Raw genomic sequence first — 17,119 nt, 5'->3', positions numbered from 1 at the left:
GGGGGGGGTGATGCTGGTGTGCGCCGCTTGTTCACCCCACCCCGGAGCTTCGCTCCGACCCTCCCCCTCAAGGGGAGGGTGGCGTGCGCGGGGGCCGGCAATTTCCGCCTCTCCCCCTGAGGGAGAGGAACTGAAGGAGAAATGACCATGACGATGAACATCGGCGAAGCCTCGCATGCCTCGGGCGTGTCGGCCAAGATGATCCGCTACTATGAGGAGATCGGGCTGATCGCGCCGGCGGGCCGGACGGCCTCGAATTACCGGGTCTACGATGCCGACAGCGTCAACCGACTGCGTTTCGTGCGGCGATCGCGCAATCTCGGCTTTTCGCTTGAAGAGACCGAGCGGCTGTTGAAGCTCTGGGACGACAAGGAGCGGGCGAGCGCCGAGGTAAAGGCCCTGGCGATTCATCATGTCGAGGAGCTGGAACAGAAGATCGCCGAGATGCAGGCGATGCGTGACACGCTGGCCCATCTCGCCGAGCGCTGCCTCGGCAATGACCGACCCAACTGCCCGATCCTCGCCGATCTCGAAGGCAAGCCGCTGCGGCAAAAGACCGCCGGAAAGGACAAGGCCGGGGACTGCTGCGGGGATTGACCTTGCCCCCATGGGAAGGTGCAGAAAGGGATTGGAAGCGACGGCTTGAAGCTGTCGGCAAATGGAAAGGACAAGACCATGATTGGACAGACGGTTTTCAAGATCGAGGACATGACCTGCGGTCACTGCGAGAAGACCGTGGTCAAGGCGCTGGCGGAGGTGTTGCCGGGAAGCGCGGTCACGATCGATTTGGCAGCTCGCAAGGCCTTTGTCGAAGGCGATGCGGTCCTTGCCGAACAGGCGATCCGCGAGGCGGGTTATACGCCGGTGCGGGAAGTGTAAGGGTGGAGGGAGTAGGGAGTAGCGAGTAGCGAATAGCGAATAGCGAATAGTTGGAAGGGGGCAGGTCGAGCAGGCAAGGGCTTGATCGGCCGATAGGCGACTCGCATGCCACTCGCCACTCGCCACTCGCCACTCGCCACTCGCCACTCGCTACTCGCTACTCGCTACTGGCTGAACGTCTTGCAATCTCCTCGAGCCTAAATATATATGTAGTATCGTATGTATTTAGGAGACGCCGCCATGAGCAAGGACTACATCGCCATCACCCGGGATATCTCAAGCGGGATCAAGACCCTGCGCAAGGACATTCCTGATGTGATGCAGGGCTTTTCAGCCATGGCGGGCGCGGCGACCAGGGATGGCGCGCTGTCGAAAAAGGTGAAGGAACTGGTGGCGCTCGGCATTGCGATTTCCACTCGCTGCGACGGCTGCATCGGGTTTCACACCGAAGCGCTGATCAAGCTTGGTTGCACCAAGGCGGAATTCGAGGAGGCGCTGGGGCTCGCGGTCTATATGGGTGGTGGCCCGTCGCTGATGTATGCCGGCGACGCCATGGCCGCCTGGGAGCAGTTCGGCGGGCCGGAGACCTGAGGCAAACTCAGGTCGGGCCTAAGCCGGGGACTAGTCTGGTGCGACGCCGCCGGGTCGCGGCCCAAAAAATACCGGGCCAGCTTCATTTTGCGCGCTCTAAATTAGCGAAAAATTTGCCGCCTTCCGCCATGGTGAAACCCGATGCGGCGCTGTTCGAGCGTCGCGAGGGAGCAATGGCGGGGGCATGCAGACGGAGACGGGCGCAAGAGGGCGGTTGAACTGGCTGTTGCGCATGGCGCCCGAAGTGGAACGCGCAGAGGAACGGGATTTCGGCGCCGAACGCATCCGGCATCTGCGCCATGCAATCATCGTCGGCCTGATCGTCTACAACATCTACAATCTCACCAGCCTGCACCTGATGCCCGACATCCAGCCCTTCACGGTCGCCATGCGCCTCTTGGTGCTGGTGCCGGGCTCGCTGGTGATCTTCTATCTCGTGCCCCGCGTGCCGCCGGCGATCCGCGAATTGCTCCTGCTCGGCGGCATGTTCGTCGCGAGCCTGCTGCCGCTCTATTTGGTTTACATCTCGCAATCGAGCTATGCGACCTATACGCTGGGTGAACTGCCGCTCGTGCTGCTCTTCGGCAACATGTTGCTGGTGCTGCGTTTTCGCCTTGCGCTGATCTTCACCGCCGGTACCTGCCTGACAGCGCTTTTTGTCATCCACGCCAAGCCGGGGCTGGACGAGAACCTGATCTTTCCCCTGACCGTTCAGGTGGTGACCGGCCTCTTCTTCACGCTCTACGGCAACTGGCATGTCGAGAGACAGCGCTGTCTCACCTATCTCGCCCGCTACGATGCGCAGAACCGTGCCGACATTGCCGAGCGCCGCGGCGACCAGTTGCGCGACCTGACGCTGACCGACATGCTGACCGGGATTGCCAACCGCCGGCATCTCGACGAGACGCTGCATGCCTGGCTCGAGACCCGCAGCGAAGTGCTCTTGCTTATGGTCGATGTCGATCACTTCAAGGCCTTCAACGACCGCTTCGGCCATGTCGCCGGCGACGACTGCCTACGCCGCATCGCCTCGACGCTCGCAACCTTCGCCGCCCGCCACGAGGGCTTTGCCGCCCGCTATGGCGGCGAGGAGTTCACGCTGCTTTTTGCCGTTGACAAAGAGACCGGCGGCGCCTTCCTGGCCGACCGGCTGGTCCGCACCGTGCGCGAGCTTTCGATCCCGCATCCGGCCCGCGCCGACGGGCTTACGACCGTCACCGTTTCCGTCGGCTATGCCGGCACCGGCGAGGGCGGCGTGCGGGAAGCGCGCGATCTCATCACCCGGGCGGATCTGGCGCTCTACGAGGCGAAGAACGCGGGGCGCAACAGGTCGAAGGCGGGGTGAGGGGGGCTCGGTAAGGCAGATGCAATGGAACTGCGCCCCTCTCCTGGAAAATCTGAAGTTTAGGCGGCTTGCGCTCGCCTAAGCCTTCGATTTTCCGTCCTCACCCGCAAGGGGGGAGGTGGGTCATAACCAAAATAGGAAAATAATCCTTGACACCGTGACGGTCGTCGGATAGGATTTTGACATGATCGGGAAGCTGTGGCCTTGAGGGCCAAGGTGATCCGGAGAGGTTTGGAAAGGGTCCGCTTGGCGGGCCCTTCTTTCGTTTCGGAGGGGGCCATGCTGGACGAGGCGCTGCCTGATGTCATCGAGGTGAAGGCGGCGGGCGCTGGCGATCTGGTGACCCTGCTCAACGAATTCACCACCGAGATGCGCGCCCAGTTCGAGCTGTTTCGCCGCCTCAGGGCCGGGGCCGAGATCCTGATCGACGGGGCTGACGAGGCGCTGGCGAAATTGGCGCGGGCCGACATCAAGGCGGCGACCGATGCGATTGCGCTGATCGTGCGCACGCTGGAAAAGATCGATGCGCTTTTGCGCCAGATGGAGCGCGACCGACTGGATGCCGAGGAACGGCTGATCGAGGCGCGCGATCCGGAGGTTTTGCGGGGCGAGGTCCAGGCGCTGATTGCGGCACGGGTCGAGGCTGAGGTGGCGGCACGGCTGGAGGCGGCGGTGGCGGCGAGGTTGGCGGAGGTGGCTGGCCTCGCCGAGGGGCGGGGGCCGCCGTGAGGGGTGATTGAGCCAAGCTTTCGAGGTCTGATGCTGAAGGAGGCTTGCCAACTGAACCGGTCCCCTCACTTGCGAAATCTGAAGTTTAGGCGGCTCGCGCTCGCCTAAGCCTTCGATTTCGCTTTCTCCCCCACAAGGGGGGAGAGGGAGCGCGGGGCTGGCGGCGACGACCCCTCTCCCCTTTGTGGGAGAGGTTACAAAATCGAGGGCTTGAGAGCGATCAGGGCTAAACCTCAGATTTTGTTCGTGAGGGGATCGGTTACACAGGCACCGGATCAAACGGATGCTTCGTAACTAGCTGTTGCGAACACCTCGGCATGAGGGGCGCCCTGAGGGCTGACGCTGTTTTGCATAATCGCCCAAGGAGACTGCCGATGACGCCGAAATCGCTGGGGCGGCGGATGAGGGATCGGGTGGTCGAGACTGAACGGGCCGCATCCGTCATGATCGGGCAGGTCGCGGTGGAAGCCGAGGCGCTGGCCGTGAATGGCAGGAGGACCACAGCCGCTCTGGAGACTGTTTCCACGACCATGGCGCCCGAAAGCTGGGCGGCGGCGGGGCTTGATGCTCCAGAGGTTGTTGTGGCTGGCATAGGGCATCGGGTGCGGGACGTGAGGGTGACGGCAGGGGCGATTGAGGATGGTGCAGGTGTCGCTGCTCGCCCGGAGGGACCACTCAACCTCTCGCAGCTCTCACCTTCCGATCTCGCCTTTCTCTCCCGTGACTGGCTGCTTCTGGCGCGGCCCGAACAACTTCCGCCTGACGGAGACTGGCGCAGCTGGCTGATCCTCGGCGGGCGAGGCTCTGGCAAGACGCGGGCCGGCGCCGAATGGGTGCAGGCTGAGGTGCTGGCAGCGGGCAAGCGGACGGATTTGCGCATTGCGCTGGTGGCGGAGACGCTCGGCGATGCGCGTGAGGTGATGATCGACGGCGCCTCGGGACTGGCAAGGATCGCCAGGCGGATGCGGCCGGAGGTGGAAATTTCGCGGCGACGGCTGGTATGGCCGAACGGGGCGATCGCCCAGATCTTCTCGTCCGAAGACCCCGAAAGCCTGCGTGGGCCGCAGTTTCACCTCGCCTGGTGCGACGAGCTCGCCAAGTGGAAACATGCCGACGAGACCTTCGACATGCTGCAGTTTGCGCTCAGGCTGGGGCATCACCCGCGCCAGGTGGTGACGACGACGCCGCGGCCCGTGCCGCTGTTGAAGCGGCTGATGGCGGATGAGGGAACGGCGCTGACCCGGATGGCGACCGCGGCCAATGCGAGGCATCTGGCGCCGGGCTTTCTGGCGGCACTTTCTGCCCGTTATGGCGGGACAAGGCTGGGGCGCCAGGAGCTGGATGGCGAGCTGATCGAGGACCGGGCGGACGGCTTGTGGAAGCGCGCGCGGATCGACGAGATCGTGGTGAAATTGGCTGAGCCCTTGCGGCGCATCGTGGTTGCGGTCGATCCACCGGCCGGCGGGGTCTCTGCCTGCTGCGGCATCGTGGTGGCCGGGCTGAAGGAGAATGGCCAGGCGGTGGTGCTGTCCGATTGTTCGGTGGAGGGCACCGGCCCGGCCGGCTGGGCGCGGGCGGTGGTGTCGGCCTATCGGCGCTTCGAGGCCGACCGGGTGGTGGCCGAAGTCAACCAGGGTGGCGACATGGTGCGCGCCGTGCTCGAGGGCATCGAGGCGCGGCTGCCGGTGACGACGGTCCGGGCAACGCGCGGCAAGTTCCTGCGCGCCGAACCGGTGGCGGCGCTCTACGAGCAGGGGCGGGTTTTGCATGCGGGGCGGTTTGTCGAACTCGAGGACCAGATGTGTGATTTTGGCCCGGAGGGACTGTCGAACGGCAAATCTCCGGACCGGCTGGATGCGCTGGTCTGGGCGCTGACGGCGCTGATGCTGGAGGGTGGCGGCGAGCCGCGGATCAGGGGGGTGTGAGAATACCCTAAAATTAACATGGTTGATAAAGTCTTAATTCGTGCAATCCTGAGTTATTGTCAGTTCTTCTGGGGGCAGGGAAATGCAAAGGATTGTGGTGCTCGTGCTTTGCGCGGGCGTAAGCGGCTGTGTCAGCAGTCCGCGGGGGAATGTGACACCGGTTTCTGCAGCGGACATTTTCCGCAAGCTCGGTTGTGAGCTGAGAGCTGAGGCTGGCAGGAACTCGGCAATTGTATCCGAAGGGTGGGCCATAACTGCGGAATTGCAGCTGACTTCGGCGACCAGCGCCGGAATTGGCGGGAGCGGCACCGGCAAGGATAGCGTCTCGAATGGAAGCTTTGCCTTCGCATTTCCACTGGACTACACCCGCAATGTCGATCGCATCTACAATCAGAAAGTCGGAATTAACGTGCGGCGGGTTCCGGCGAGCGATTGCGGCGCTGAGGCTGAGAAATGGGTCGGAGGAAGTCTCGGCATCTCGGAACTCTTTGCCGAATATCGCACCATGGAGCAGTTGCGAGTTGGATCGGTGCCGCCATGGATTGAAAACGCCCCCGACACGTCAGCCGGGTTCACAGGATCGACGACGTTCAAGGTGACTCGTGGCGTGAAGGCCTTTGGCCCAACCTGGACCTTGACCCATCTGACTGCAAGCTTGGGTCTGACCGCATCGTCGGCTGACACGAATAAGCTCTCGATCTCGGTCTCAATCCCGAAAGCCAAAAAGACTGGTCAGCGCGCACCCATCCGACGACCACAAGGCGATGATAAGTCCTCGATTGAGTTGATGGAGGTTATTCCCGGACCAGATGCAGCGATTGATCCGCAACTGAAGCGGGAAAGCTTCAGGAATCTTGAGATCTTTACACTCAAGAACGCGGACAACCCGTCCGAGTGACAATAAACAAGCGGGCGTGAATTGCGTCATGGTGCCCAAGCGGACTTGCTCGCATTCATTGCAAGCCTGCGCGGGACGCATGTTGCCCAGTTTATGCAGCTCGAGGACCAGATGTGCGATTTCGGGCCGGAGGGATTGTCGAACGGCAAGTCTCCGGACCGGCTGGATGCGCTGGTCTGGGCGCTGACGGCGCTGATGCTGGAGGGTGGCGGGGAGCCGCGGATCAGGGGGGTGTGAGGTCCTTCATGCTGAGGTGGCAGCCCGCTGTGCGGACCTCGAAGCATCCTATTTCAACCTTGACGGCCTCGACCCTTCGAGGCCCTCGCAGAGCGAGGGCACCTCAGGGTGAGGGGGAGATGATGTGCGAGGTATTCGCCCCTCATCCCCCTGCCGGGACCTTCTCTCCGTGAACGGGGAGAAGGGGCCCGAAGGGCGGATGAGGGGCATTGGCCACCACACGAAAAAAACCGGCGCCCTTTCGGACGCCGGTTGATCACGCAATGCGGTGGGTAGGTTTACTTCGCAGCCGTTGCGGGGGCTGCCGGCTGGCGGACCTGGCGCCATTCGTTTTCGAGGCGCTGCAGGACATGGGCCGGGATCGTTGCCGGGGCGGCGGTCTTGGTCGAAGTGTTCGTCTGCATGTCTTCCCTCCTCGGGTTTGGAAGTCTGGCCTCCAAACGTGTCTGTAGGCTGAAAGTTCCACAGCGTTAAACCTTTGTAAATATGAACGGAACGAGCTCTAAACGATTGAAATTTCTTCAATCGTTTTAATTCCGAACTTTTTTGCAGGCCGCAGCGCCCGATACGGCGTAGCCGGCAGCTTTCTTCCCGACATCGAGGATTTCATCATGCGGATCGACCGGCGAATCGTCTTCGCGGGGCTGCGCAATGCCGTGTTCGGCGGGCGGCTTTCTCAACGGCAGGTGGACGGCGTGGAGGCGGTGCTGACGCGCTTTTCGGCGCGCGGCTGGGGCGATCCGCGCTGGCTCGCCTATATCCTGGCCACCGCGCATCACGAGACCGGCGGCACCATGCAGGCGGTGCGCGAGACCTTTGCGCCTGACGATGCGGAGGCCGTCAACCGGCTGGAACGGGCCTGGCGGGCGGGCAGGCTGCCGACGGTGACGACGCCCTATTGGCGCCGCGATGCGGCGGGCCGCAGCTATTATGGGCGGGGTCTTGTGCAGATCACCCATCGCGAGAACTACGCGAAGATGAGCCGGGTGACCGGGCTCGACCTCGTGGCCGAGCCGGATCTGGCGCTCAGGCTCGACGTATCCGCCACCATCCTGGTGGTCGGCATGACCGAGGGGCTGTTTTCGGGGGCAAGGCTGTCCGACTTTTTCTCCGGCACCAAGGCCGACTGGACGGGGGCGCGAAAGATCGTCAACGGCACCGACCGGGCGAAAAAGATCGCGGTGACGGCGCGGATCTTCGACGCGGCTGTCAGGGCGGGGCTGGTGGTGTGAGGCGGCCAAGCGGCGCATTGAGCGGAGGCCCGCGCGATGCTATCGGCTTTTGCGCTGCAATAGCTCTTCGAGGTGCCTCATGATCCGCCACATCGTCTTCTTCACCGTCAGCCCCGAACATCTCGAGGCAGTGCGTTCGGGGCTATCGATCCTGACGGAGATCCCGAGTGCAACACGGCTGGAGATCGGCACGAATGTGAAGACCGACGGTTTTCACCGCAGCATCGATCTCGTGGTCTATGGCGAATTCGAGGATGAGGCAGCCCTTGCCGCCTATAAGGCGCATCCGCTTTATGAGGAGAGCATCCGCCGGGTGAAGCCGCTGCGCGAGGAGCGCTATGCGGCAGATTACGTGGTGGGGGAGGCGGTGACGGCGCGGGTATGAGGGCGGTTTGATGCCTCGTGAGAGAGCGATCACAGCTGCCGCAGGCGTCGTTCCAGTTCCACGGCGAGCCGTGAAGGATCTTCGTCGCTGACGATGAGGTCCTCAATGAGCAGCTTCAAGATTTCTTGGCCAGCTGGCGTCAGGTTCAGCTTATAGCCGTTGATGGCGATGAAGTATCGGCCAGCGAGCCAAGCCGTTCGCTTGTTGCCCTGTTCGAAAGCGTGGACTTTGCCGATTGCTTGAATATGGGCGCTGGCGAGCCAGGATAGTGATGATATCTGCAGATATTCAGCCTGGAAGCGCGGCCTGTTGAGGGCGCCTTCCAAAGCTGCGACATCCCGTACGAAATGCTGTTCGGCTGTGTCCTGCAGAAGCCTGCGGTTGATCGCGATCACATCATGCAATGTGATCCATGTCGGCTCGCTCACTTGGCAAGATGGTCCAGGATGATCTTGTCAGTCACGAGCAATTCAGCAACGAAGTCGTCGACTTCAGGAGGATTTGACACCGGCTTAGCCGCTTTTTCCAGTTGTGCGCCGGAAATGACAGTCGTCTCCGCCCGGGCGGCGCCGGGTCCGGCGTCGATCTTGTTGGTTTTCGAGCGCGGGGTCATGGGAGAAATATAGCGTAGCTTCGAACGTATTGCCAGATGCGGCTTGGCCGAGGTGGTGTTTGAGCTGTCCCGCTGCGGCACGAGACACGCGCCGCAGCGGGGCACCAGTTCACATCTGCTTCTGCTCGACTTTGCCGAGATCCGGAGCATGGACCTCAAGCGCAGCCATCGCGTCCGGCCAGCTCGCCTCGTCGATATCGAGCGCAGTTCTCAGCCAGGCGAGTGTCAGGCGCTGGGTAGCAGCGAGGCGATCGGGGTCTTCATCGTCGGTTTCCTTTGCGTCATAGCCGGCAATGCCGCCGAGGCCGTGTTTGCCGCCAAAGAGGGTGAGCAGCGCTTCCGCACCCGGGGCGTGGCGATAGGGGTCGACGTGCCAGTCGGCGCCGCGCGGCGTCAGGTGTGGGTTGTCGTCGGCATCGCCTGCTACCACCAGGGTGCGGGTGGTCAGCGTCGAGAAGTCCGGGTTGAGGGTGGTGTAGTTTGCCCGCGCGTAGTCGCTGAGGCTGTCGCCGCCGAGGCCTGGGGCGGCGAGGAGCACGCCGGCCTTGATGCGCGGCTCTGGACGGCGGACGCGGGTGACGGCCGGATCGGCGGTATCCGTGAGGCCCGCGCCGAGCAGCATGCCGACGGTCTGGCCGCCGAGCGAATGGCCGACGGCCGCGATCCGTGTGTGATCGAGGCGGCCTGATAGCAGCGGTACGGTCTGTTCGATGGTGCCGAGACTGTCGAGGATGAGCGTCATGTCGTCGAGCCGCGACTGCCAGAAGAAGGGATAGCCGGGCGCATCCACCCCAAGGCCCGCGACCTTCGAATTGGCATGGGTCGGCTGGATGACGACGAAACCATGGGCGGCATAGAAATCGACGAGTGGGCCATAGCCGTCCTTGGAGGGAATATAGAGCGATGGGCCGTGGCCATGGGAGAGAAGGATGACCGGCAGGCTGTCGCCGGAGAGCGGTGTGGTGATGCGCAGATCGAGCGGGCGGCCTCGACCGGGCGCCGGCAGCGTGACCGGGTTGATGGTTATGGTGGCTTGCGGGGGCGGCGTCGGGATGGTGCGTGCTTTTGTGACGAGATCGTTCATGGAATGAAACTCCGGGCTCTGGATTTAATCGGGCGATCGGGCTAGGGATTAATCGGAACGCTGTTCCGAATGCTGGATGGATATACGGAACGACGTTCCGTTTAGCAAGGGCTGCGCGGATTTTTAGCGCGCGGCAGGAGAATGTGCATGGGCGATGAGGCGGAAAACGACGGGGATCAAGAGGCGCAGGCGGGCACGCCGCGGGTGCGCGCCGATGCGCGGCGCAACGAGGATGCACTGCTGGAGGCGGCCAAGGCGATCTTTGCCGCAAGCGGCGTCGATGCGCCGGCGCGCGAGATTGCCGCCCGCGCCGGTGTCGGCGTGGGCACGCTCTACCGGCGTTTTCCGAGCCGCGCGGATCTCGTCATCGCGGTGTTCAAGCGCGAGGTGGATGCCTGTACGGCGGAAGCGGCGGTGCTTGCATCAAGCCACCCGCCGGCGGAAGCCCTGGCGCTTTGGCTTCGCCGTTTCACCAGGTTCATTGCCGCCAAGCGTGGGCTGGCTCAGGCACTGCATTCCGGCGATCCGGCCTTTCAGGCTCTGCCGGATTATTTCCGCCAGAATTTCGAGCCGGCTTTGGCCGGGCTCCTGGACGCAGCTGTCGATGTCGGGGCCGTTCGTTCAGGCATTGTGCCCTACGAATTGCTGCGCGCCATCGGCAATCTTGCCGCGATCAAGGGTGCGGAACCGGAGGGCGAGACATCAGTGATGGTCGAGCTGCTGATCGACGGATTGCGCTTTGGTGCGGGCAAAGTATCGCCGGCTGCAGGCTGAGGCCGGCGATCGTTTGCAAGAGACGGCATAGGCGTGGCCCGGGCGATCGCGGCAGGCTGCCTGATCGATTTTCATTTCTGTCGAGGACATCCCCATGAAACTCCCCTTCCGTCTGCCCTGGGCTTCCGCCCGGGATCGTAACCCTGTGCCCCAAGAAAAGGCGCTGCATCCGCGAGCCGGGACGGCGCTGGCGCTGATTGCGGGCGAGGGCGAGGCGCGCTGGACGGGGCGGAATTATCAGGCGCTTTCGCGGGAGGGGTTCATGAAGAACCCGGTCGCGCATCGCTGCGTGCGCCTGGTATCGGAGGCGGCGGCGAGCATCGCATTCCTCGCCTATAACAGCGAAACCGAGCGGCCGGAGCATCCGGCGCTTGCTCTGCTGGCACGGCCCAACGGCGCGATGACAGGGGCGGATTTTCTCGAAACGCTCTATGGGCAGCTGCTGCTCTCGGGCAATGCCTATGTCGAGGCGGTGGCGACCGGCGGGCGCAGTGCGGAGCGGGCGGCGGAGCTGCATCTGCTTCGGCCCGACCGGGTGAGCGTGGTGACCGGGGCGGATGGCTGGCCGTCGGCCTATGACTACCGCGCCGGCACGAAGGCCAGGCGGATCGCGCTCGACGGTCTCCTGCATCTGAAGCTCTTTCATCCGCTCGATGATCACGAGGGTTTTGCGCCGCTGGCGGCAGCGCAAGTGGCACTCGATCTGCACAATGCGGCGGGGCGCTGGAACAAGGCGCTCCTCGACAATTCGGCACGGCCTTCCGGCGCGCTGGTCTATCAGCCGAAGGAGGGTGGTAATCTCTCCGCCGACCAGTATCAGCGGCTGAAGGTGGAGCTCGACGAGGGCTATTCCGGGCCGATGCGGGCGGGGCGGCCGCTGCTCTTGGAAGGCGGGCTTGACTGGAAGTCGATGGGGCTCTCACCCAAGGATATGGATTTCGTCGAGGCAAAGAATGGCGCCGCCCGTGACATTGCGCTCGCCTTCGGCGTGCCGCCCATGCTGCTCGGCATTCCCGGTGACAACACCTATGCCAATTACCAGGAGGCCAACCGCGCCTTCTATCGGCTGACCGTGCTGCCTCTGGTGACGCGGACGGGGGCGTCGCTTTCGGTGTTTCTGGGCGAGCTGACCGGCGAGGGGCTGCGGCTGGTGCCGGATCTCGATACGGTGGCGGGGCTTTCGGCCGAGCGCGATGCGCTCTGGGCGCGGGTCGGGGCGGCGGGGTTTCTCAGCGATGAGGAGAAGCGGGAGGCGGTGGGGTATTGAGGGGTTGGTTGTGCCAAAAGCGCTGATCCCCTCACCAACAAAATCTGAGGTTTAGCCCTGATCGGGCTAAGCCCTCGATTTTGTAACCTCTCCCACAAGGGGAGAGGCACCCCACCCGCCCATTCCTTGCCTCCCTATTTCGCCAATTCCCTAACAACCGAAAGGAGCCGACATGCCAGACCCAAGAACCCCCGCCCCCGAACCGCTGGAGCTGCGCCTGCTGCGCGACACCTTCGACGAACGCGGAATCCCGCTCCGCTGCCCGCGGCGCCAATGCCGCCGCAGCCGGCACTGCAGCGGCGCAGCCCATCGCCCGGCAGATCCGCTCACCGCAGACGAAAGGCTGCCGCCCTGCGCACTCCATGCCAAACCCGAAGCACGCCGGCAGTTCCTGGCCATGGCGAGTGACCTGCTTCCGCCTCTTGATGACAGCACCGCCCCCGGCATCTGGCCGGATGACAGAGAGGCGGCCAACCACCTTCGCCAGGCGTTGGCGATCGTCGAGCGCATCCACACCCGCCCCGGCCCACATCCGGAGAGCGAACGGACAGCGCTTGCCGCCTGGGCCGCCAGTGACCCAAACCCACAACTATCCGCCATCTGCCGCCGAATCTGGCGCCACACCAAGCGGGAGACAAAGCCACGCACAAATCCGGGCTCCGCGCCGTCATGAGGCAGGCCCCCATCCTGCGACACGCAATGACACGGCCTGCCGTCGTCACGGCGGACAGGCCGCAAAGCCATTTCTATCGCAAGGGGGAGGAAGCGACGCTAGGTCGCCGCGAGACTGCGCTCGCAGCCATTAGGCTCGTAGAGCAGGAACAGCTCCCGGTGCACCTCGGCCTGAAAGGCGAGGATCTCCCGGCGCACATCCTCATAGGTTTGGCCGGTATCGAACAGCTCGGTTTTCAACCGGCTGCAGAGCGTTTTCCAGAAATCGGTCGCCGCCTGTCCGTTCAGCTGATCCAGCCGACAGGCGGCGGAGCGAACGAGTTGCCGACGATGCGCAAGGGGGAAGTGTATGATCGTCTCGCGCGCCTGCGATACGAAGCCGTCGCTATGCATCTGTGCCTTCTCCAGTTGTTGGTATCTGGGGACCCCCTCCCAGGGGCTCACGGATCAGGATGAGGCAGCGCAAACGCGCGCAGCGCCCGGCGGACCTGATCCATGCCATGCCATGTCATGCCATGCCAGTCCTACTGGGGTGACAGTGCCGATACTGTCTTCGACAAGGGCCAGTTCACCGGAGTATGTCGCGATACTAAAAAACGATAAGTCACTGTCAACAGGCGTTGACAGGTTCTCCACGAGATTTGTGTTTTGTCAGGCTTTCGGCCGAAGAATGTCAGCCGGAGCTTACGTTCCGCCCCTACTCAGCCGCCTTCGGCAGCTCCTCGGTCTCGACTTCCACAGGCAGCGGCTCCATCTCGTAGGAATAGCCCTCGAGCATGGAATAGGCCCGCTCGATCGCGGCGATCTGCACATCGGAGGCCTTGATGGCATCGGTGATCGATTGCGCCCGGGCCCGCAGCATCGAGCCGAGCACATCGGTCTCGGGGCGGCGACCGAGCCGGTCGAGATGCTTGCGCACCCGCGCCCGGTGGCGTTCGAGTTCGAGAATGTGGAAGCGGGCCTTCAGGATGTCGTCGGTCAGCTTGCGGCGCAGCCCCGCGACCGGATCGAACGAGCCCGGCTCGCGCTCGTCGAGGATCATGTCGTTGATCAGGGTTTCCAGCACCATCAGCCCCTTGAGGTCGGCCGGCTCGGCCAGTTGCGGATCATAGCCGGTGTCATCGAAGACGCGGCGGCGCACGGGATCCTTCAGCAGTTCGTAGCAGGCGGAGATCTTCGCAAAGGCTTCCGTATCGCCGCCGGCATCCGGATGGGCCGTCTTCGCCACCTTGCGATAGGCGGCCTTGATGGCGGCCTCGTCGGCATCGCGGGCCACGCCCAGGAGCTCGTAAGGGTCGATCACTGCGGCACCCGTCTTTGCCATACTCATCCACTCCCGTGCCCAGCCACCTCTCCCCTAAACCCGGATGGCGGCTGCTTCAAGACGGAACAAACATCTGTCCCCGGTCGCGATCTGCACGGCCTGCCCAAGGGGATCGGGTGCAGCACGGGCGCATGGAAACGGTACCACCCTTTAAATCTCAAGGATTTCAGCCCGTTGCCGCGATATTGTCGGCCCGACTGTGACTTTTCATACTTGCCAAGATTCCGAAATGTCCCTACCTCTTTGTAGGTTCGGGCACAAATGATCCCGGAGACTGGACTGACTTGTATCGACCGCCCGCGCGGTCATTGGGGGCCTTCTCCCGCCGGTAGACGTTCTTTCCCCGTTATCGCGATCCCTCGACGGTTCCGTTTCGGCGGAACTTCAACCAGCCGCTTCCGGTCAGCCGGCCGCGGCGCAGACGACAACACGGGAATAAGGACTATCCCCATGGCCACCAAGGGCACCGTAAAATTCTTCAACCAGGACAAGGGCTTCGGCTTCATCACCCCGGAAGGCGGCGCGAAGGACGTGTTCGTCCACATCTCCGCTCTCCAGGCCTCGGGTCTCCAGACCCTGCAGGACGGCCAGCAGGTCACCTTCGACACCGAGCCGGACCGCATGGGCAAGGGCCCCAAGGCCGTCAACATCCAGGCTGCCTGATCTGACTTTCGAATGGCGTCCCACGGGACGCCATTTTCGATTTCAGACCAAGATTTGCCGAAAAGCAGCGCTAGAGATTATTCCGCAGCGGCAGAGGTGCCGGATGCGCCCTGTGTCTTCGGCCCGCCAGCAATATCGACCGCCGCAAAGGCCTCGGCGATGAGTTGTGGCGAGACACCCGACTTCGTCGCCTCCGACGACAGGATCTGCCGGTAACGCCGGGCCCCTGCATAGCCCTGGAACAGCCCGACCATATGCCGCGTGACATGGTTGAGCCGCCCGCCGGATGCGATCACCCGCTCCGCATATTCGATCATCACATCACGCACCCGGTCCCAATCAACCGAAACGGCCGCCTCGCCATAGATGCGGGCATCGACGTCGGTCAGAAGCGTCGCATTGTGATAACTCGCCCGCCCCAGCATGACCCCATCCATGACGGAGAGATGCTCAACGGCCTGATCGAGATCGCTGATCCCGCCATTGATGCCGAGGAAAACACCGGGGTTTTCCCGCTTCATCCGGTAGACCAGCTCGTAATCCAGCGGCGGGATCTCGCGGTTTTCCTTTGGAGAAAGCCCCTTCAGCCAGGCCTTCCGGGCATGGATCCAGATCGCATCCGCCCCCGCCCCGATCATCCGGGCGAGGAAATCGGGCAGCACCTCCGCCGGCTCCTGCTCGTCCACCCCGATCCGGCACTTGACGGTCACCGGTACCGTCGCCACCTTTTTCATGGCCGTGACACAGGCCTCGACCACTGCGGGCGTCTGCATGAGACAAGCCCCGAACGTCCCCGACTGAACCCGGTCCGAGGGGCAGCCGACATTCAGGTTGATCTCGTCATAACCGTAATCGGACGCGATCCTCACCGCCTCGACGAGCTTTGCCGGATCCGAACCACCGATCTGCAGCGCCACCGGATGTTCCGCCTCGTTGAACGATAGCAATTTCTCGCGCGGCCCATGGATGATCGCGTCAGCCACCACCATCTCGGTATAGAGCAGTGCCTTGGCCGACAGCTGGCGGTGGAAGAACCGGCAATGCCGATCCGTCCAGTCGATCATGGGCGCAACCGCAAACACCGCCCGCCCATAGGGGGCGGGACCGGGAATGGCGCGGGTGAAAAAGTCGGGTTCTGTCGTCATGGCCGCGCCCATAGCATGCTTTGCGACGAAAGGACACCGACCGATCGCGCCCAGGGGTGGCTGCGTCAGCTTTCCAGACCGATCAGTTTTTCAAGGCTCTCCCAGGTATCATCCATGGCATAGACGGCAAGGAAGGGCAGGTTGATGTGGCCGTAGATCGGCGAAAGCTGCCACTCGGCCTGCTCTTCGTCGATGCCGGCCACTTGCTGAAGAAAGATTACAGAGGCAAGCCCGGTGCGGTCAGCGCCGGACATGCAATGCACGAGGATCGGCTGCTTGGAGGTTTTCAGCAGCGTCAGCAATTCCTGTGTCCGCTCCGGCGTCAGGTCGCGGCTGGCGGACATCCCGAAATCGACATGGGTTGCCCCATGCGCAGCCGTCGCCGCAACCTCGTCGATATACCATCCCCTGTCCGGACTTTCGCCCCGCAGATTGATCACGGTCTCGATCCCGTAGCGATCGATCTCGGCGCCGAGGCGTTCGCCGGAAAGCTGCGCGGAGCGATAGAACTGGCCCGGCACAATTTCGTGAAAATTGCCCGAGAAGATCAGCACGCCGTCATAGGCACCGAATAGGCCGGCGAGGCCGACAAGGGTAAGCCCAAGGCGCAGCGCGATCCGCCGTGCGAGGGTTCCTGTCCGCTGAGGCGTCTTATCGGAGATCGGCAGATCATGGGCGCGCAAACGAGTTCCTCTCATGGCCGACTGGTTGATTGTCATCGACGACTGAAATCGAATTGGGACCTTTCGATGGCCGAAGTATCCGACCTGGTCGCAGATCCCGCAATTCGGTCAGCATGAGGGCACCCGCGCTATTCATTCTCCGGGCTGGAACTGCAGCGGCCATTCGGATGGCTCGCTCTGCACGCCGTCGCAATTCACCTTCTCGCGATACTCCATCAGCTGGAATTCAAGGGTCTCGCCCGGCGCATCCATCAGGCGGAAGACCTGATAGGTGCCGCAATCCCCCTCGCCGCGCGCGAGCGATGTCGAGATGAACAGACCCTTTTCGGCAAAGACCTCCGGGTTCATCATCTGGGCATTGTTCTCGCCCTCAAGCGCTGGCGGATTGGGCAGGCTCAGCATCGTCGCCCAGTCGGCAGGCGGGTTCTGGGTAATCGCGAAGATGCTCGTGCCCTGATAAGCGCCGAGGAAACACGGTACTTCCCAGAGAGTGAAGTTGTCGTTCACGGCATAACGCTGACCGGGATAGGCAAGCGTTTCCGGCTCGCTGCATTGATCCGGCGCATAGGTCGCAATCTCGCGGCGAACGGCATCCGGCACCTCGCTTGTCGATGCCAGAAGGACAGGCGGGGCAAGCGGCAGCCCGACGGGGCCGGTATAGGGCGACGGCCCG

The 17,119-nt window shown here is 63.2% G+C and carries 22 protein-coding genes and 1 pseudogene; 14 read left to right on the top strand and 9 right to left on the bottom strand.

The genetic code is table 11. The annotated features are described in order from the left end of the window. The first annotated feature begins 153 nt into the window (after window positions 1-153). From cueR to IP85_RS10675, 8 genes and pseudogenes are all read left to right on the top strand, one after another. Window positions 154-597, top strand: coding sequence for a Cu(I)-responsive transcriptional regulator (cueR, locus tag IP85_RS10710; RefSeq protein ID WP_054149675.1), 444 nt, complete (start codon window positions 154-156; stop codon window positions 595-597). Between the two features lie 81 nt (window positions 598-678). Next, window positions 679-879 (top strand): heavy-metal-associated domain-containing protein, encoded by a 201-nt coding sequence (locus IP85_RS10705; protein WP_156322839.1) that lies wholly within the window; start codon window positions 679-681, stop codon window positions 877-879. A gap of 240 nt (window positions 880-1,119) precedes the next feature. Then, a complete protein-coding gene (locus IP85_RS10700; RefSeq protein ID WP_054149668.1) occupies window positions 1,120-1,470 on the top strand; it encodes a carboxymuconolactone decarboxylase family protein in 351 nt (116 codons plus the stop codon). 184 nt (window positions 1,471-1,654) lie between these two features. Further along, a complete protein-coding gene (locus IP85_RS10695; RefSeq protein ID WP_054149667.1) occupies window positions 1,655-2,815 on the top strand; it encodes a GGDEF domain-containing protein in 1,161 nt (386 codons plus the stop codon). Window positions 2,816-3,094: 279 nt separating this feature from the next. Beyond that, a complete protein-coding gene (locus tag IP85_RS10690; protein ID WP_054149666.1) occupies window positions 3,095-3,544 on the top strand; it encodes a hypothetical protein in 450 nt (149 codons plus the stop codon). A gap of 443 nt (window positions 3,545-3,987) precedes the next feature. Beyond that, window positions 3,988-5,469 carry a terminase family protein gene (locus IP85_RS10685; protein WP_082347653.1) on the top strand — a complete coding sequence of 494 codons (1,482 nt, stop codon included), beginning with the start codon at window positions 3,988-3,990 and terminating at the stop codon, window positions 5,467-5,469. 82 nt (window positions 5,470-5,551) lie between these two features. Continuing rightward, window positions 5,552-6,367 (top strand): hypothetical protein, encoded by an 816-nt coding sequence (locus IP85_RS10680; protein WP_054149665.1) that lies wholly within the window; start codon window positions 5,552-5,554, stop codon window positions 6,365-6,367. 99 nt (window positions 6,368-6,466) lie between these two features. After that, window positions 6,467-6,604: pseudogene (locus tag IP85_RS10675) on the top strand (DNA-packaging protein); the annotation flags it as partial. 278 nt (window positions 6,605-6,882) lie between these two features. Here the strand turns inward: IP85_RS10675 and IP85_RS22645 are convergent. Then, window positions 6,883-7,008 (bottom strand): hypothetical protein, encoded by a 126-nt coding sequence (locus IP85_RS22645; protein ID WP_256367279.1) that lies wholly within the window; start codon window positions 7,006-7,008, stop codon window positions 6,883-6,885. 207 nt (window positions 7,009-7,215) lie between these two features. On the opposite strand from IP85_RS22645, the gene IP85_RS10670 reads away from it, so the two are divergent. Together IP85_RS10670 and IP85_RS10665 are read left to right on the top strand one after the other, a co-directional pair. Beyond that, window positions 7,216-7,836 (top strand): glycoside hydrolase family 19 protein, encoded by a 621-nt coding sequence (locus tag IP85_RS10670; RefSeq protein ID WP_054149664.1) that lies wholly within the window; start codon window positions 7,216-7,218, stop codon window positions 7,834-7,836. 79 nt (window positions 7,837-7,915) lie between these two features. Further along, on the top strand, window positions 7,916-8,221 hold the full coding sequence (locus IP85_RS10665) for a Dabb family protein (protein ID WP_054149663.1): 306 nt from the start codon (window positions 7,916-7,918) through the stop codon (window positions 8,219-8,221). A 29-nt stretch (window positions 8,222-8,250) separates the two neighbouring features. Here the strand turns inward: IP85_RS10665 and IP85_RS10660 are convergent, their stop codons facing one another. Genes IP85_RS10660 through IP85_RS10650 form a run of 3 tightly spaced genes read right to left on the bottom strand, consistent with a single transcriptional unit; the run spans window position 8,251 to window position 9,918 of the window. Beyond that, entirely contained in the window at window positions 8,251-8,649 is a 399-nt protein-coding gene (locus IP85_RS10660) for a Fic family protein (RefSeq protein ID WP_082347651.1), read from the bottom strand. Beyond that, window positions 8,646-8,915 carry a hypothetical protein gene (locus IP85_RS10655; RefSeq protein ID WP_156322837.1) on the bottom strand — a complete coding sequence of 90 codons (270 nt, stop codon included), beginning with the start codon at window positions 8,913-8,915 and terminating at the stop codon, window positions 8,646-8,648. The genes IP85_RS10660 and IP85_RS10655 overlap by 4 nt, the downstream gene beginning before the upstream one ends. Before the next feature lie 28 nt (window positions 8,916-8,943). Continuing rightward, window positions 8,944-9,918 (bottom strand): chlorophyllase, encoded by a 975-nt coding sequence (locus IP85_RS10650; RefSeq protein ID WP_054149660.1) that lies wholly within the window; start codon window positions 9,916-9,918, stop codon window positions 8,944-8,946. A 141-nt stretch (window positions 9,919-10,059) separates the two neighbouring features. Here IP85_RS10650 and IP85_RS10645 point away from each other — a divergent pair, with 141 nt between their 5' ends. The 3 genes from IP85_RS10645 to IP85_RS10635 all read left to right on the top strand — a co-directional run bounded on the left by IP85_RS10645 (window position 10,060) and on the right by IP85_RS10635 (window position 12,632). Next, entirely contained in the window at window positions 10,060-10,692 is a 633-nt protein-coding gene (locus IP85_RS10645) for a TetR/AcrR family transcriptional regulator (protein WP_156322835.1), read from the top strand. A 94-nt stretch (window positions 10,693-10,786) separates the two neighbouring features. Continuing rightward, window positions 10,787-11,959, top strand: coding sequence for a phage portal protein (locus IP85_RS10640; protein WP_054149658.1), 1,173 nt, complete (start codon window positions 10,787-10,789; stop codon window positions 11,957-11,959). Between the two features lie 172 nt (window positions 11,960-12,131). Then, a complete protein-coding gene (locus tag IP85_RS10635; RefSeq protein WP_054149657.1) occupies window positions 12,132-12,632 on the top strand; it encodes a hypothetical protein in 501 nt (166 codons plus the stop codon). Between the two features lie 98 nt (window positions 12,633-12,730). Here the strand turns inward: IP85_RS10635 and IP85_RS10630 are convergent, their stop codons facing one another. After that, entirely contained in the window at window positions 12,731-13,024 is a 294-nt protein-coding gene (locus IP85_RS10630) for a DUF6074 family protein (protein ID WP_054149656.1), read from the bottom strand. 304 nt (window positions 13,025-13,328) lie between these two features. Then, a complete protein-coding gene (locus IP85_RS10625; protein ID WP_197278008.1) occupies window positions 13,329-13,961 on the bottom strand; it encodes a J domain-containing protein in 633 nt (210 codons plus the stop codon). Between the two features lie 444 nt (window positions 13,962-14,405). Here IP85_RS10625 and IP85_RS10620 point away from each other — a divergent pair, with 444 nt between their 5' ends. After that, window positions 14,406-14,618: a cold-shock protein gene (locus IP85_RS10620; protein ID WP_006724570.1), complete on the top strand. Its 213-nt coding sequence runs from the start codon at window positions 14,406-14,408 to the stop codon at window positions 14,616-14,618. A gap of 77 nt (window positions 14,619-14,695) precedes the next feature. Here the strand turns inward: IP85_RS10620 and dusA are convergent, their stop codons facing one another. The 3 genes from dusA to IP85_RS10605 form a co-directional block, all read right to left on the bottom strand. Then, the gene (gene dusA / locus IP85_RS10615; RefSeq protein WP_054149670.1) at window positions 14,696-15,763 is read right to left on the bottom strand and encodes a tRNA dihydrouridine(20/20a) synthase DusA; all 1,068 of its coding nucleotides are present in this window, start codon (window positions 15,761-15,763) and stop codon (window positions 14,696-14,698) included. Between the two features lie 65 nt (window positions 15,764-15,828). Beyond that, window positions 15,829-16,461 carry a tyrosine-protein phosphatase gene (locus tag IP85_RS10610; protein ID WP_082347652.1) on the bottom strand — a complete coding sequence of 211 codons (633 nt, stop codon included), beginning with the start codon at window positions 16,459-16,461 and terminating at the stop codon, window positions 15,829-15,831. Window positions 16,462-16,578: 117 nt separating this feature from the next. Continuing rightward, on the bottom strand, window positions 16,579-17,119 hold a 541-nt coding region (locus IP85_RS10605; RefSeq protein WP_156322831.1), incomplete at its 5' end, for a DUF1176 domain-containing protein.

This window comes from Rhizobium sp. AAP116 (assembly GCF_001295785.1).
Classification (GTDB): Bacteria; Pseudomonadota; Alphaproteobacteria; order Rhizobiales; family Rhizobiaceae; genus Allorhizobium.
Note: the sequence above shows the minus strand (reverse complement) of the source record. Positions and strands in the feature narration are given on the sequence as shown.

Coding starts and splice junctions, on each gene's coding strand:
- IP85_RS10630 (WP_054149656.1), bottom strand. CDS start 13,024: ATGCATAGCGACGGCTTCGTATCGCAGGCGCGCGAGACGATCATACAC.
- IP85_RS10650 (WP_054149660.1), bottom strand. CDS start 9,918: ATGAACGATCTCGTCACAAAAGCACGCACCATCCCGACGCCGCCCCCG.
- cueR (WP_054149675.1), top strand. CDS start 154: ATGAACATCGGCGAAGCCTCGCATGCCTCGGGCGTGTCGGCCAAGATG.
- IP85_RS10645 (WP_156322835.1), top strand. CDS start 10,060: ATGTGCATGGGCGATGAGGCGGAAAACGACGGGGATCAAGAGGCGCAG.
- IP85_RS10635 (WP_054149657.1), top strand. CDS start 12,132: ATGCCAGACCCAAGAACCCCCGCCCCCGAACCGCTGGAGCTGCGCCTG.
- dusA (WP_054149670.1), bottom strand. CDS start 15,763: ATGACGACAGAACCCGACTTTTTCACCCGCGCCATTCCCGGTCCCGCC.
- IP85_RS10665 (WP_054149663.1), top strand. CDS start 7,916: ATGATCCGCCACATCGTCTTCTTCACCGTCAGCCCCGAACATCTCGAG.
- IP85_RS10620 (WP_006724570.1), top strand. CDS start 14,406: ATGGCCACCAAGGGCACCGTAAAATTCTTCAACCAGGACAAGGGCTTC.
- IP85_RS10640 (WP_054149658.1), top strand. CDS start 10,787: ATGAAACTCCCCTTCCGTCTGCCCTGGGCTTCCGCCCGGGATCGTAAC.
- IP85_RS10610 (WP_082347652.1), bottom strand. CDS start 16,461: ATGAGAGGAACTCGTTTGCGCGCCCATGATCTGCCGATCTCCGATAAG.
- IP85_RS22645 (WP_256367279.1), bottom strand. CDS start 7,008: ATGCAGACGAACACTTCGACCAAGACCGCCGCCCCGGCAACGATCCCG.
- IP85_RS10680 (WP_054149665.1), top strand. CDS start 5,552: ATGCAAAGGATTGTGGTGCTCGTGCTTTGCGCGGGCGTAAGCGGCTGT.
- IP85_RS10695 (WP_054149667.1), top strand. CDS start 1,655: ATGCAGACGGAGACGGGCGCAAGAGGGCGGTTGAACTGGCTGTTGCGC.
- IP85_RS10685 (WP_082347653.1), top strand. CDS start 3,988: ATGATCGGGCAGGTCGCGGTGGAAGCCGAGGCGCTGGCCGTGAATGGC.
- IP85_RS10625 (WP_197278008.1), bottom strand. CDS start 13,961: ATGAGTATGGCAAAGACGGGTGCCGCAGTGATCGACCCTTACGAGCTC.
- IP85_RS10700 (WP_054149668.1), top strand. CDS start 1,120: ATGAGCAAGGACTACATCGCCATCACCCGGGATATCTCAAGCGGGATC.
- IP85_RS10670 (WP_054149664.1), top strand. CDS start 7,216: ATGCGGATCGACCGGCGAATCGTCTTCGCGGGGCTGCGCAATGCCGTG.
- IP85_RS10690 (WP_054149666.1), top strand. CDS start 3,095: ATGCTGGACGAGGCGCTGCCTGATGTCATCGAGGTGAAGGCGGCGGGC.